We start from the raw sequence: 13,842 nt of genomic DNA on the forward strand, positions 1-13,842 counted from the left end.
CACCCGTGTCACATGTGCGCTACCGGCTGACCGGCACGTCCTTCCCGGGCACCGTGGAGCTGACGGTCTGGGCTGACGGGCGGGCCCGGCTGGAGCACGCGCGAGCGGGCGGGGTCCGGGCCTGGACCGCCGAACTGGACCAGGCCGTGTGGCCGTGGCTCGTGGACGGCCTGCGCTCGGCGGGCTTTCCGCACGTGGCGGCGCCCACACCGCTACCGGGCTCCACGCTGCGCGAACTGACCGTGGACGGTGAGGACGGACCGGACGGGGCGCTGGGCGGGTCGTTGCTGTTCGGGTGGCGTGATGGTGGCGAGGTGAGGCTGGAGCCGGTCCTGCGGATACTCGACGCGCTGGTGTACCAGGTCGGCGACGGTGCCGTCCGGGAGACGGCGAACGAATTGCCGAGGCTGGCCCACCGCTCCACTCCGGACCGCGCGCTGCCGCCGCCGGATCCCGGCGCACCGGCCGCCGCCGCCTTCGGGACCGTCGGCGGGCGGCCGGCGTACGCGCTGTCCCGTCCCGGGCGCACTTTCAGCCTGTACGGCCTACCGTACGGCGAGGACCTGGGCAGTGCCACCGTCACCGACGCGCCCACCCGGGCGGTCGCGCTCGGCACGGCCGGTGGCCGGGAGATCGTCGCGACCGGCGGCGACGACCTGGTCATCAGGGTCTGGGACACCGGCACCGGACAGCAGCTCCACGCCACGACCGGCCACGACGGCCCGGTCCTGGCGCTGGCCGCGTCCGGTGGGCTGATCTACACCGGCGGCGCCGACGGCGTGCTGCGCGTCTGGGACGCCGCAGGGTCGCTGGGCGCGCTGGCGGACCGGCACGAGGGCTCGATCAACGCGGTGTGCGTCGATGGCACGCTGCTGGTCACCGGCTCCGACGACGGGGCTGTGCGGCTCACCGACCTCTCGGACGGCCGCACCCTGCACTCGCTGCCCGGCCACCCGGGCTGGGTGAACGCGGTCGCCGCAGCTGACGGACTCGTCGCGTCGGCGGGCTCCGACCGGTTGATCCGGCTCTGGGACGCGAGCACCGGGCAGGAGCTGCGCGTACTGGAGGGGCACGAGGCGAGCGTGACCGGGCTGGCCTTCCTCAGCGTGGCGGCGCGCCCGGCGCTGGCCTCCTGCGCGCTGGACGGCCGGGTCACCGTCCACGACCCGCACACCGGAACACTCCTGGCCACCTGGCACTCAGGCCAATGGGCCACCGCCATCACCACCACCCCCGAAGGGCGGGCCACCACCGCGACCGGTGCCGTGTCGGAGTGGCTGGTTACCGCGGGTGATGGGGTGCGTGTCTGGGCGGTCGATGGCACCCTGTCGCGGGAGCTCACCGGCGCCGTCGCGACCGCGGTCGCCAGCGACGGGGCGCTCGTGGCCGCCGGGTCCCCTGGCGGCACGCCGTGGTTCTGGCGGCCGGCCGATGGCAGTTTCCTGCCCGAAACGCCCACAGCCTCCGGGGACGGCGGTGTCACAAGCCTGGCGTTCGACGGCGGCAACCTGGTCTGCGGCACCGACAGCGGCACCGTCCGCGTGCATCATCCGGTGGACGGCGTGGTCGCGGTGCCGACCCCGCACACCGGTCAGGTGCTTGCCCTCGCCCTAGACGGCGATCTGCTGGTCTCGGGTGGCATGGACGGCACGGTGAGGACCTGGGACGCGGTCTCGGGCCGGCCGCTGCGCCGCCTCACCGGCCATACGGCGGGCGTCACGTGCCTGGCCACGGGCCGAATCGGCGGCCGGGTCGTGATCGCGTCCAGCGGGTACGACCGGGCGGTCAGAACCTGGGACGCGGCGACGGGCCGGCCGCTGTCGGTGGTGCACGGGCATCCGCTGCCGGTGTACGCGCTGGCGTTCGGCACGGCCGGCGGCCGGGCCGTACTCGCCGCCGGAAGCTATGACGGGCTGGTGCCGGTGCGCGACGCCGAGACGGGCGAGGACGTCGTTGTACTCGGCGGCAACCCGGGCACGGTCCGGTGCCTGCGCTTCCACGAGCCCGATGTGCTGGCCGTGGGCTGCGACGACGGCACCGTACGGCTGTGGCGCCTGCCGGACGGCGAGCGGGTCGGCGAGACCCGGCTGGGGGACGTTCCGCTCGCCCTGTCCAGCGATCTGTACGCGGTCACCCATAACGGGCTAAGCCGCCTAATGCCCCCAGAATCGCAGTGACCCATAACGGGCCGAACCGCCCCACGTCTACGGCGGGCCGAGAACGTCGTCCACGCCCAGCTGATCGAGGACCTTGAGCGCCAGCTCGACGTATGACGCCTCATAGTGGAAGTCGAACGGCCTACTGCCAGGTGCCCCGTCGCGGTGTCCGATCGTCACACCGCGGTGTCCTGAAGGCACGAACTCCGCCCGGACGAGCAGCGCCGAGCCGTCCGGCAGCACGAATCTGCCGTCGACCAACCGGCTGAGAGCCGCCCGCACGCGCCTGCCGAAGTAGCCCAGGTCCGCCCGCGACATGTCGGAACGGTAGGCGAACTTGACGGTGTACTCGGTAACGCACCGCACCACTCCGTCTTTTGGTTTGAGGGTCAGGTCGCGACGCTGGATGGACGCGACCCTCGGGTCACGTGCCCCCATGTTCACCGGCTGGACCTGCCTGCCCGCGGCCACCAGCTCGGCCGGTCGGAAGGTGCGCGGTTTCCCGCCGTGCGGCGCGGCCCCCCAGTCGGTGACCGCCTCGCTCACCCTTCGCGCGTCCCATGCCGCCTGCTTGTGCGCGGCTACGGCGTCCGCCTTGGGAGCCGCTTCGGTCGAGGCGGCCTCGGCCGTCCGCGGTGGGCCGAGAACGTCGTCCATGCCCAGCTGATCGAGGACCTTGAGCGCCAGCTCGACGTGTGACGTCTCATAGTGGAAGTCGAACGGCCTACTGCCAGGTGCCTCGTCGAGGTGTCCGATCGTCACACCGCGGTGTTCCGCAGGCACGAACTCCGCCCGGACGAGCAGCGCCGAGCCGTCCGGCAGCACGTATCTGCCATTGACGAACCGGTCGAGACCTGCCCGCACGCGCGTGCCAAGGTGGCCCAGCGGCGACGTATCGGAACGGTAGGCGAACCTGACGGTGTACTCCGTGACGGGCCGCATCACTCCGTCACGTGCCTTGACGGTCATGTCGCGACGCTCGATGGCCGCGACCCCCGGGTCACGTGCCCCCATGTTCACCGGCTGGGCCCGCTTGCGCGCGGCCACCAGATCGGCCGGGCTGAAGGTGTGCGGCTTCCCCCCGTGCGGCTCGGCCCCCCAGTCGGTGACCGCCTCGCCCACCCTTCGCGCGTCCCATGCCGGCCCCGTGTTGTGCGAGCCCGTGTGCGGGGGCTCCCCAAGAGCCTTGGGCGGCCCCGCGGGCTGCCCGGATCCCGGGTCGTCGTACAGCCGTTCCACGAGCTGGGCGAAGTCCGCACCATCGAACGCCCGGCCGCGCCATTCCCCCGCCTGCTTGGCCCGCAGTTCGGTGGTGACGCGGCCGAAGTCCACGGCTCCCTCGGCCAGTACGGGCGAGTGCTCCGCCGCGTAGCTGAACACGGCCGAGGCGCGGCGGACGGCGGCCTCGCTCGGGGGCTCGCCGAGGAACTCTCCGGCCGCCCTGCGCAGGGCCGGCGCTCCTGCCTCGCCGGGATGCGGCTGTCCGCCGGTGTAGGCGAACCATTCAGCGAGCCTCGACAGGCCCTCGACGCTCCTCGGGTCGGAATGGCCGCGGCCCAGGACCGCCTCGGTCTCCGCCTTGAGCCACGCCGCGTCGGGCAACCCCGAGTCCGGCCCCCTGCCGAGGAACTTGACCAGGCCGTGCAGGCGGCGCAGGTCTCGTACGGTCGGGGTGTCCACGACGGCACCGTAGAGCGAGTGGGCGGCGTCGAAGAGTTTGGCGGTGTAGTCGACGTGGCGCTGGGTGACCCGATCGCCGAACAGGGAGTGGGCGCGATCCAGCACCTGCACGTGGTCGAGCAGGTCACCGCCTCTATGGGGGAACTGGACGAGCAGTTCGCGCAGGTAGCGGGGAAGACGCAGCGTCTCGGGGGTGTGGACCGGCCGGGTCCACTCGTCGACCGGCTGCCGGAACCCCGCGTCGCCCTCGGCGAAGCGGTCGGAGCGGGGCAGCAGGTCGGAGAAGTGCGCCAGGTGATGGTCAAGCAGCGTCGCCCGTGGCGGGACCTCGTGGCCCGCGTGATCTAACAGGATGTTTCCGGCCGTGCGCACGCGGGACGCGTCACCCATCAGGTTGGCGCCTGGTTCGAGGCCCCGGTCGGTGAGCGTCCTGCGGCCGTGAGTCTGGTATTCGCGATACTCGTCCGGAAGCCCGAGATGGTGTCCGATCTCGTGGGCGTGGAGGTGCGGGTCGGTGTTGGCGCACCAGTTAACGATGTCGGGATGGCCGCCGGCGCGGAAGCCCACCACATTGGTGTCGGTGGGCCGTGCGTGGCGCACCTCCTCGAATTCGAGCCGGACGTGCAACTGGCTGCCGTCGGAAAGCCGGTGCTGGTGGTTGTAGTACAGGTCCATGCCGTCGAGGGCGTTGGACTTGAGCCGCATCACCTGCTCGGCCGTCATGCCTTCCTTGGCGACGTACCGAATCTTGATCGTGAACTCGGTGACCCGCCGGACCTCGCCACCGTCACCCCGGATCGCGAAGCGGCGCGCTTCCACGCGGGCACTGGCGTCGAGATCCGGGTACCCCACGCGGTTCTCGATCCGGTGGACAGTCGCTCTGCTCCTGAGGTGGGCCCACTCGCTCGCCCTGGCCGCCTGCCTCGGGTCGATGACGTTGGCCATCACACCGCTGTTGACGCTGTCGCCGTGGACGGGCAGGAGCGGCGTCCGATAGTCCGGGTTGAGCTCCTGGCTGCGTGCCGGGTGCGCCTTCATCTCGCCGGAAGCGTTCTGCGGCGAGGGCTCCACGGCCCGCGGCGGGACGGCTCCCTCGAACGTCCGAGGCCGCTCACCGAACGCCGGGGCCGCCGCCCGTGGCTCCACGATCACGGAGCCGGGGGGCGCGTCCAGCACCGAGACCGTGCCGCTGGCGTTCCTCGCGATCTTCTCGAAGGCGAACTCGACGCTGCTGTACCAGTCCGTGTGCCCGAGCGCCCGGAACTCCTGCCGCAGCGCCTCCACGCGTGGCCGGAGCGCCTCGATGTCGGCCTTGCTGAGCGGGTTGGGCGCCCAGTCGGCCATCTCGCCCTTGTCGCGGAAGAAGTGGCGGCTGAAGGGGTTGTTCGTGTCGGGTAACCGCCCGGAGAAGGTCTTGTCCCCGTCGTAACCCTTGACCCTGCCGTCGATGCCCTCCAGGAAGTCCTGCTGGACGCGCTTCGGGGAGAAACGATCGTGGTTGCCGGTCAGCGCGTCGAGCAGGCCGAGGAGGATCCCCTCGCGGGTGTTGTGCAGCCGCGACAGATGCCACTTGCCGTCGGGACCGCGCTGGACCGGCACCTGCTTGCCGTCGACCCAGTCGATCAGCAGCCGCCGCTCGCCGATGATGTGGGTCGCGGCGACGTCGGCGCCGACCGCGCGGCCGAGCCGCGAGCTGAGATGGTCGCGGTCCCGCCGATCCGTCCCGGAGAACTCCTTGTCGACGGCGTGACTGCCGTCGGCCAGCCTGACCTTCTCCACCTTCACCGTCTCGCCGCCGGCGCCGGCCAGCGGTTCGCGCGCGACCACCCCGCGACGGGCGCTCTCGGCGAACGTCGCGTGGTCCCTGAGCCGGACGGGTCCGGTCTCGGCCGGGCGCGCCCAGTTGATCAGGTGGTCGATGCTGCGGCGGAAGATGTTCCGCTCCTCGTACGGGTGCGGCCGGGCTTGCTCACCGTCGGCCAGGGCACGGGTATCGCCGGCGTCAGCCAGCCTCGTCCGCCCGTTCGCGTCCGCGTCGTCCGGCCCCGTGCCGTTCCGTGGGCCGTGGTCGCCTGGATCGTCGAAGCGCGCGTGCTCGTCCAGCCCCCTGGGCCCGGGGTGGCCGCCGCCCGGGCTCCAGCTCGCCCAATGCGCGTCGGCGCCGCCCGCCACGCCCGACGACAGGCCCTTCAGCACCAGCGTCCAATCGACCGACCCGTCACCGCTCCACAGCTCCGTGCCCAGCACGGCGCCCGCGTTCGCCACCCCTGACTGGCCCATCAGCATCCACAGCGAGCGCGTCGGGAACGCCCACGCCAGCCCGGTCAGCAACCCGCCGGTCAGCGCTCCGGTGGCCGCCGACGAGCCCACCTGCCGCCAGTCCACCCCCTCGCGGCGCGACTGCGTCAGCTGGACCAGGAGGTCCATCCCGCCGAGCAATCCGCCGAACAGCGCGATGTTGATCATCAGCCGGCGGGCGAACTGGCGTACCGTCCACCGCGCCGCCTGCGCGCGTACGCCGATCAACCGCACCGCCAGGCCGCCCGCGGGCGACACCAGCGCCCACGTCAGCCACGCCAGCTGCACCACCAGCAGCAGTACGGCCAGCCGCATCATCCGCTTGGTGAACTGGAGCTGCACGCCCAGCTCGTTGCACGCGAACGCCAGGTCCACCAGGGACTGCACCAGAGCCGCCTGGCGACCGCCCACCTCCTTGGACACCTTGCGGGTGAACGCCCGCAGCGCGGGCCCGTCCCACCCGTCGGCGTACAGCCGGATGCCGTCCCCGTCGGCCCCGGCGGCCACCCTCCGGGCCGCCTTCACCAGCCCATCGGCGAGCCGGAACAGACCGCCCTCATCGCCTTTGGGCCAGTCCGTCCCCAGCACCCAGCCCGCCCACGGACGGACCCAAGCGGGCACGGGTATCCCATCGAGCAGCACGTACGTCAGCCCCGAGTGTCGTTTTCGGCTGCCTCGTACGTGTTGGCGTTGACGTGCATCCCGTCCCGTACACCTTCCAGCTCGTCGATGTAGTCGTCGAAGCCGTTGAAGATGGCCTTTATCCGATCGGGGAAGGTCTTCTCGAACTCCGCGCCGTACTGGTCGTCACCCATGGGCCGGCCCTCGGCGACGAACACCTGGCGCAGCTCCTCACGCACCTCACGCACGTGATCGGCCTCCTCCCGCGCCATTTCGGCCCCGTGCCGGATTTTTGCCCACTGCGCGGTGTAGCCGTCATGCTGCCCCAATAGTTTCTCCTTCCTCAGGGACATCCCCGATAACTGTCCACTATGCTCATGTTTCGTGCACTTCGCAGCAATACGTCTGGGGGTCCGATGAGCGGCTGGGTCGATGTGCACTACCAGGCGCTCGAAGAATGTGGGAGACGGGCCCGCAAAGTGGCGAACATGTTCGACCTGGACGACGCGTTCGAGGGCACCAAGTCCGCCGCGCCGACCGGGGGGACCTCGTCGAAGACCTTCGGCGACCTCAAGGACTCCGGTGGCCTGGCCACGGACGTCGACAAGGTCTGGCGGGCGCTCAAGGACGAACTGCAGGCGGGCAAGAGCCGCCTGAGCAACGTCGAGAAGGCCATCGACCAGGTGGAGACCAATCTGCGCAAGGCATCGAAGGCCTCCGGCGGATGAGCGGCGTCGGCGACCTGCCCGGTGGTGACCGGCTGGCCGCGCTGCTCGCCAAGGTGACCGGCAATCCGCAGGCGATCAGGAGCACCGCGAACGCGTGGCGGACGGCCGCCGGTCACGTCGCCAGGTCGACCAACTCCCTGACCAAGTCCGTCGGCGAGGTGGACAAGGCCTGGCAGGGCGGCTCGGCCGACGCCTTCACCAAGCACATGGCCGCCTACCCGCGGGCGAGCACCGGTCTCAATGACGCGCTGTCGGCCTGCGCCGACGCTCTTGACAAGGCGGCCACCTCGCTGGAGGACGCCCACGGCAAGGTGAACGCCCTCTGCCAGGACGCGGTCCAACGCGCGGCGGAGTACAAGACCCAGTACGCGAAGCTGAACCCGAAGGCCACCGCCCAGGACGCCGAGGACGCTCTGGCCAAGACGACGATCGTCAGCGGCAACGTCACGAAGGCCGAGGCGCTGGTGGAGAAGGCCGAAGGCGACCTGGAGGACGCCAAGAAGGCGCTGGCCAAGCAGCTCGGCGCGGACGGCGAGTTCGGCTTCTTCACCAAGGTCCCCCAGCCGGACGGGGCCGACTTCGAGCCGGGCGACCGCAAGGTCGAGTGGGTCAGGACGCCGTTCGAGGACAAGCGCACCTCGCTGGAGTCGGCGGCCGCCGCCGGTGGCAGCGACGGCGGCGGAGCGAGCGGCGGCGCCGGCTACGCCTACAGCGGCGGCGTCTCCTCGGCCGGCAACACCCCCGCGCCCAAGGCCGAGGTCGTGGACTGGATCAAGGAGGCCCTCCGGGTCATCAAGTCCCCGGAGATGGCCGACGAGCTGCGGAAAAGGGGGCTGCTGGACAAGCTCCAGGACCTCGACCCGAACGACCCCAAAGCCATCGAGCGGATCTGGACCATCATCTACCACGAGTCCGGGGGCAACCCGAGCGCCATCAACAACTGGGACATCAACGCCAAGAACGGCGTGCCGTCGCAGGGACTGATGCAGACCATCCCGCCCACGTTCGACCACAACAGCCTGCCGGGATACAAGCAGATCCTGGAGCCGGTGGACAACATCATCGCCGGGGTCCTGTACACCTACGACCGGTACGGATCGCTCGCGAACCACCCGGGCATCGAGTCGATGGAGCAGGGCGGCCCGTACCGGCCCTACTGAGTGGTCTGCTCGGGCTCCACCCAGTCGAACTTGTCGGAGCCCGGAGGCAGCTGACCGGGCTTCGCCGGCGCCTGGAACGACGGGAACTTCGCGGCGTTGATGGTCGCCTGCTTGAAGTCGATCTCGGCGCCGTTGCCCGGCGTGATGTAGCCGAACTGGTGCTCCTTCTTGATCACCGTGGACATGACGTCGCCCGCCCCGCGCAGGCCCGACACCAGCGTCAAGGTCAGCACGGCCACCGCGCCGTTGGTTCCGGAGGCGATGAACTTCTCCAGCAGCCCGCCGTACAGCTTGGTGTGGGGGAAGGCCTGCAGTTGCTTGGCGAACAGCAGCAGAGTGGCCGTCGTCACGCCCAGCGTGGCCAGCTTGACCCAGTAGCTCCGGTACCCCGCGGCCACCTCGTCGACCATGCCGCCGACGTCGCCGAGCACACCGCGCAGCGCGCCGATCTCCCGGTGGAAGATCCACACGACCCGCTCGAACTCCTGCTGGTCGAGGGCGATCCAGCCGCTCCGCGACGTGGCGACGAGCTGGGGCAGCAGTTGCTTGACCCCGTCGTCGAGCCGATTGGAGATGCCGTTCTTCCAGTTCGCGGCCGCCTGTGCCATGCCCGGCTCGTTGGCGATGGCCGTACCCGCGACGATCACGGCGGGGACCAGCCAAGCCGACATCCGGCCCAGCCGCTTGATCGACTCCAGCACCTTGGGCCCGATCGGCTCCGGCATCTGCGGAGGCGGGCCGAAGGTGGGCGGCTTGTAGGGGTTGTAGCCCGGGGTGTTGGGCGGGTTGTAGCCGGTGTACCTGTAGGGCGAGTAGCCGGAGTTCGCGGTGGAGGGCGGGTTGTAGGCGGGGTGCGGGAAGTTGCGCAGGTTCCCGTATTCGCTCATTTGCGGTACCTCACGGCGCTGGCCTTCTCGGCGGCGCGCCAGTTGCGCTCGCCCTGCGCGAGCGCCCCCGACCAGCTGTCGATCGTCTTCTCCGCCTCGCCCAGCGTGCTGTCGGCCCACCGGCACATGCCGTCGTAGGTGCCGCCCAGCACCATCTCCCCGAGTACGCCGAAGCCCGGGGACTCGACCCCGACCGTACCGACCAGGCTCCTGACGAAGGACATGGCCACCTTCAGCTCGTCATCCACCCGATCGCGCAGGTGACCGATGGCCGTGGAGGTGACGTAGATCTCCTGTCCCGGCGCAGCCGCTTTCATCGTCATATGTACGAATTCTTCCTGATGTCGGGTCTCGTCTCCCCGCTCTCATGGCACTCTTCATGATCAGTTAGACGACTGGACGGCTCCCGATTGGCGTTCGTTAACCTGCTGCCGGTGGCGTGGGGCGCATGGATTCCAGTGACCCCCGCCTCGTGGAGCTCGACCGGCTCGTACAGGCCAGCGAACGGACGATGCGCGAGCTCGAACAGGCCACGCGGGAGCTACGTCAGCTGAGCGGCTCGGGTGAGAGCCGTGGCGGAACGGTATCCGCCCGCGTGGACGCCGACAGCCGGCTGGTCGACGTGCAGATCACCCACCGGGCCATGCGGCTGGATCCGGAGGAGCTCGGCCGTGACGTGGTCGAGGCCGTACGCGCGGCTCAGGAGGACCACGAGCGGCAGGCCCGCGACCTGCTCGGGCTCGGGACAGTGCCCGGCGAGCAGGATTTGCTGGGCACCTTCAAGCGCGACCTGGACGAGCTGCAGGACGCCTACGCCCGCGAGACCGGCGAACGGCTCGAAGGGATGCGCCGCACCCAGCGCGCCTGGGAGGACTGACCCCCGGACAGCAGCGGGGCCGGTGAGGAGTGATCCTCACCGGCCCCGCTTTTCGCGCTGTCTCAGCCGCAGTTGCCGTACGGGGCGCTGGTGCTGCCCGAGGCGGTGCTGCCCGAGTACTTCACGCACTTGCCCTTGGCGGGAAGCTTGACCGGACCGGCGTAGTAGTCGAACATGCCGGAGTCGGTCTTGCTCCCCCCGCCCTGCACGTCGAGGGTGGCGCTGACCTGGCTCTTCACACCCACGTTCGTGGTCTTCATGGTGACCACGCAGTTCTCACCACTGCCGCTGTTGTAGAGCTGGTAGGTCACCCCGCCCGCGAACGAACCGCTGCGCTGCACGCTGAACCCGGATCCGCACACCTGCGTCGGCGTGTAGGGGTTCGTCTTGGGCGGCGTCGGCGTCGGCTTGGCGGTGGTCTTGGTGGGCGTCGGCTTGGCCGTGGTCTTCGTCGGCGTCGGCTTGGGCGACTGAGTGGTCGGCTTCGGCGTCGGCTTCTGAGTGGTCTTCGTCGGCGTCGGCTTCGGCGCCTCAGTCGTCCTCGTCGGCTCCGGCTCCGGCTCCTTGGTCTTGCTCGGCTCCGGCGTCGGCTCCGGCTCCTTGGTCTTCGTCGGCGTCGGCGTCGGCTCCTGCTTCGACTCGGTCGGGGTCGGCGTCGGCGTGTGGCGTTTCCTGCTCTTGCGCTCGGTGGCGGCGGGCTGCGTCGCCGTCGGCTGGGTGGCGGGCTGCGTCACCGTCGGCTGGGTCACCGGCTGCGTGAGGATCGGCTGTGGCGTCGGGACCGTGCTGAACTCCGGAGCCGTGGGCGCCTGCGAGGGATAGTCGGTCGGCAGCACCAGCGGGACCACGTCCGTCGGGTCGGGGCTGGCCGACGCCCAGGGCACCGTCACATCGGCCTGTGACGGCTGCGGATCGGGCTGGCCGGGCTGCTGCTGCTGTTGCTGCGTGGAGGAGTCACCGCCGCCACCGCCGATCGCGAGGGTGCCACCGCTCTTCGTCGCCTCCGACGCGGAGTTGGAGACGGGCTCCAGCTTGGCGTAGTGGCCGGCGCCCCACAGCCCCACGCCGGACAGCAGCATGACGGCCGTGACGGCCGCGGCGAGCCCGATGGGGAACGACTTGCGCCGGGGGGCTGCGGCGCCGCCCTGGGCCGGTACCTGCCACACCTGCGCGGGCGGCTGCCCGCCGGGCGGCCCTTCCCACGTGGCTCCCTGCTGCTGCGGCACGGGCGGCGGACCCCACGTCTGCTGCGGGACCGGCACCCCTTCGAGCGGCTGCTGGTGCTCGACCGGCACCTGCAACGGCGGGAGCTGGATGGTCTGCGGCGGGAAGAGCTCGTCCTGTGGCGCCGGGATCGGCTCCGGCGGCGTCACGGTGGCCACGACGCCCACGCGCGGCGCGGCGGCCCCGCTCTTGTCCCCAAGGAGCTGCAGCAACGCCGTGTACGTGGTCGGCCGCTGGGTGACGTCCTTCGACAGCGCGGAGAGGACCACCCGGCGCAGCGGCTCGGCGAGCGCGCCGACCTCGGGCTCCTCGTTGAGCACCGCCTGGGCGTCGTGCCCGAAGGGCGGCTGCCCGGTCGCGGCGAAGACGATCGTCGCGGCCCAGGCGAACACGTCGGCGTAAGGGCCGTAACCCAGTCCGCTGAGCTGCTCGGGTGAGCGGTAACCCAGCTCGCCGACGGCCTCGCCGAGGTCGATGTCCGTCACACGCGGGCCGTCCGCGGCGAGAAGTACGTTGTGCGGGGTGAGCCCGCGGTGCGTGACCCCGGCGAGGTGGACGGCGGTCAGGGCGGTCAGCACGCCCACGGCCACCCGCTCCAGGGTGTCGCCGTCGAGCGGCCCTTCGGCCGCCACCGTTTCGGCCAGGCTGCGGCCCTCGATGTGCTCGCGCACGATGTACGGCTGCTCGCCGTGCATGCCGGCGTCCAGGGTCCTGGCGACGTACACACTCGAAATGCGCTGGACGCCCTTGTACCGCTCGGCGTCCTGCGGCCCCGCGTCCGGAACGGCCGGGAGCAGCTTGATCACTCGGGTGGGTCCGTCCTCGGACTCCTTGCCGAGGTACGCGACTCCGCGCGGGCCCTCGTCCAGCCGTCCAAAGAGGGTGTGAGCTCCTAAACGCTCTGGATCACCCGGCTGCAGAGGGTGCATCTCTTTCCCTTCACCTCAAAACGCGATCTACAGTACATTCAACCAAACCTGTCACTTTTGCATCAGTAGTTTCGGACGCAACCTGACATTTAACCGTCAGGACATCAAGCCGCCGGACGACCGGGACGCCATCCGCGCCGTCGACCCAGCGGGACGAGCAGCGCGCAGGCCGCCCCGACGGCGGCGATGGCCAGCGCGCCGACCGTCACCAGGAGAGAGATGTTCGTCGCGTGCTCGTCGGGCGCCGGGACCTTGGCCACCACGTCGGCGGGCAGCGGCGAGGGCGGTGGCGCGGCGACCACCGGGGCGCCGGCCGGGTCGAAGGACAGCGTCGCGGTGACGGCCAGCAGCGGGTTGACCATCCCGGCTCCGGTGCCCGTGCCCACCGAGCCGTCGGCCGTGGCGGTGATGCGCTGGCGTACCTGCTCCTGGTCGAGCTTGGGGAAGCGGGCGCGGACGAGCGCGGCGACCCCGGCCACATACGGCGCGGCGAAGCTGGTACCCTCCAGGCCGCGCATGTAGCTCTTGCCCGTCCACGGGGCGGTGATGTCCACGCCCGGCCCGAGCACGCCGACCGGCGTGGCCGTGTTGGAGGAGTCGGCGCGCTGGCCGTTGCTGTTGGCGGAGCCGACGGCGAGCACGCCGTCGTAGGCCGCGGGGTAGGCGGGCTCGGGCGGCCCGTCCTCCTTGGTGATGTTGCCGGCGGCGGCCACGACCACGATGTCCCTGGACAGCGCGTACTGGATGACCGCCCTCAGGTCGGGATGGTCGGCGGCCCGCACCGAGACGTTGATCACGTCCGCCTTGCGGTCCACCGCCTCCTTGATCCCCTTGACCAGGTCGGCGACCTCGCCCTCCTCGCTGTTGCTCTGCTTCACCGAGATGAGCTGGGCTTCGGGGGCGACGCCGTGGAAGGGGACCCCCGCGAGGTAGCGGCCGGCGATGATGCCCGCGACGGCGGTGCCGTGCCCCACGCAGTCGCGGTAGCCGGTGTGGGTGATGTCGATGAACTTGGAGATCTGGATCTGCGGGTGCTGGTAGTCGACGCCGCTGTCGACGACGGCGACCTTCACGCCCGCGCCCCGGGTGAGGCGCCACACGTTCTTGATGTCGAGCCTTCGCTGTGCCCACGGCTCGGTGCCGGGCAGCTGCGTCGTCCCCTTGCGCGGCTTGCACTCGACGGGCGCTGACCTCTCCGCCGGCACCGCGGCGAGGGCGGGGGCCGAGGTGAGCTGCAGGGCGAGCACGCCCGCCGCGAGAGTCCGTCCGATCATGGCGGAAG

The 13,842-nt window shown here is 70.9% G+C and carries 10 protein-coding genes; 4 read left to right on the top strand and 6 right to left on the bottom strand.

Going from position 1 to position 13,842, the window contains the following annotated elements; genetic code table 11:
* Positions 1 to 5: 5 nt before the first annotated feature.
* A complete protein-coding gene (locus ACGFJ2_RS40140) occupies positions 6 to 2,177 on the top strand; it encodes a WD40 repeat domain-containing protein (protein ID WP_393477516.1) in 2,172 nt (723 codons plus the stop codon).
* Positions 2,178 to 2,204: 27 nt separating this feature from the next.
* Here the strand turns inward: ACGFJ2_RS40140 and ACGFJ2_RS40145 are convergent, their stop codons facing one another.
* Both ACGFJ2_RS40145 and ACGFJ2_RS40150 read right to left on the bottom strand, forming a co-directional pair.
* The gene (locus ACGFJ2_RS40145; RefSeq protein WP_393477518.1) at positions 2,205 to 6,755 is read right to left on the bottom strand and encodes a hypothetical protein; all 4,551 of its coding nucleotides are present in this window, start codon (positions 6,753 to 6,755) and stop codon (positions 2,205 to 2,207) included.
* Positions 6,756 to 6,781: 26 nt separating this feature from the next.
* Positions 6,782 to 7,084, bottom strand: coding sequence for a hypothetical protein (locus tag ACGFJ2_RS40150; protein ID WP_393477521.1), 303 nt, complete (start codon positions 7,082 to 7,084; stop codon positions 6,782 to 6,784).
* A gap of 87 nt (positions 7,085 to 7,171) precedes the next feature.
* Here ACGFJ2_RS40150 and ACGFJ2_RS40155 point away from each other — a divergent pair, with 87 nt between their 5' ends.
* Both ACGFJ2_RS40155 and ACGFJ2_RS40160 read left to right on the top strand, forming a co-directional pair.
* Positions 7,172 to 7,483, top strand: a complete 312-nt coding sequence (locus ACGFJ2_RS40155; protein WP_358179668.1) for a hypothetical protein — start codon at positions 7,172 to 7,174, stop codon at positions 7,481 to 7,483.
* A complete protein-coding gene (locus tag ACGFJ2_RS40160; RefSeq protein WP_357948707.1) occupies positions 7,480 to 8,643 on the top strand; it encodes a WXG100 family type VII secretion target in 1,164 nt (387 codons plus the stop codon). The genes ACGFJ2_RS40155 and ACGFJ2_RS40160 overlap by 4 nt, the downstream gene beginning before the upstream one ends.
* Here ACGFJ2_RS40160 and ACGFJ2_RS40165 read toward each other — a convergent pair.
* Positions 8,637 to 9,530 (bottom strand): hypothetical protein, encoded by an 894-nt coding sequence (locus ACGFJ2_RS40165; RefSeq protein WP_393477523.1) that lies wholly within the window; start codon positions 9,528 to 9,530, stop codon positions 8,637 to 8,639. The genes ACGFJ2_RS40160 and ACGFJ2_RS40165 overlap by 7 nt on opposite strands.
* Positions 9,527 to 9,853, bottom strand: a complete 327-nt coding sequence (locus ACGFJ2_RS40170; protein WP_358179666.1) for a hypothetical protein — start codon at positions 9,851 to 9,853, stop codon at positions 9,527 to 9,529. Before ACGFJ2_RS40170 ends, ACGFJ2_RS40165 begins: the two co-directional genes overlap by 4 nt.
* Before the next feature lie 125 nt (positions 9,854 to 9,978).
* Between ACGFJ2_RS40170 and ACGFJ2_RS40175 the strand changes: the two genes are divergently transcribed.
* Positions 9,979 to 10,407, top strand: a complete 429-nt coding sequence (locus ACGFJ2_RS40175) for a YbaB/EbfC family nucleoid-associated protein (RefSeq protein WP_357948698.1) — start codon at positions 9,979 to 9,981, stop codon at positions 10,405 to 10,407.
* A 62-nt stretch (positions 10,408 to 10,469) separates the two neighbouring features.
* On the opposite strand, the gene ACGFJ2_RS40180 is transcribed toward ACGFJ2_RS40175, so the two are convergent.
* Together ACGFJ2_RS40180 and ACGFJ2_RS40185 are read right to left on the bottom strand one after the other, a co-directional pair.
* On the bottom strand, positions 10,470 to 12,560 hold the full coding sequence (locus ACGFJ2_RS40180) for a serine/threonine protein kinase (RefSeq protein WP_393477527.1): 2,091 nt from the start codon (positions 12,558 to 12,560) through the stop codon (positions 10,470 to 10,472).
* Between the two features lie 104 nt (positions 12,561 to 12,664).
* Entirely contained in the window at positions 12,665 to 13,834 is a 1,170-nt protein-coding gene (locus tag ACGFJ2_RS40185; RefSeq protein WP_357948693.1) for a S8 family serine peptidase, read from the bottom strand.
* Between the last annotated feature and the right edge of the window lie 8 nt (positions 13,835 to 13,842).

The organism is Nonomuraea sp. NPDC049028 (genome assembly GCF_043197735.1).
In the GTDB taxonomy this organism is placed as follows: Bacteria; Actinomycetota; Actinomycetes; order Streptosporangiales; family Streptosporangiaceae; genus Nonomuraea.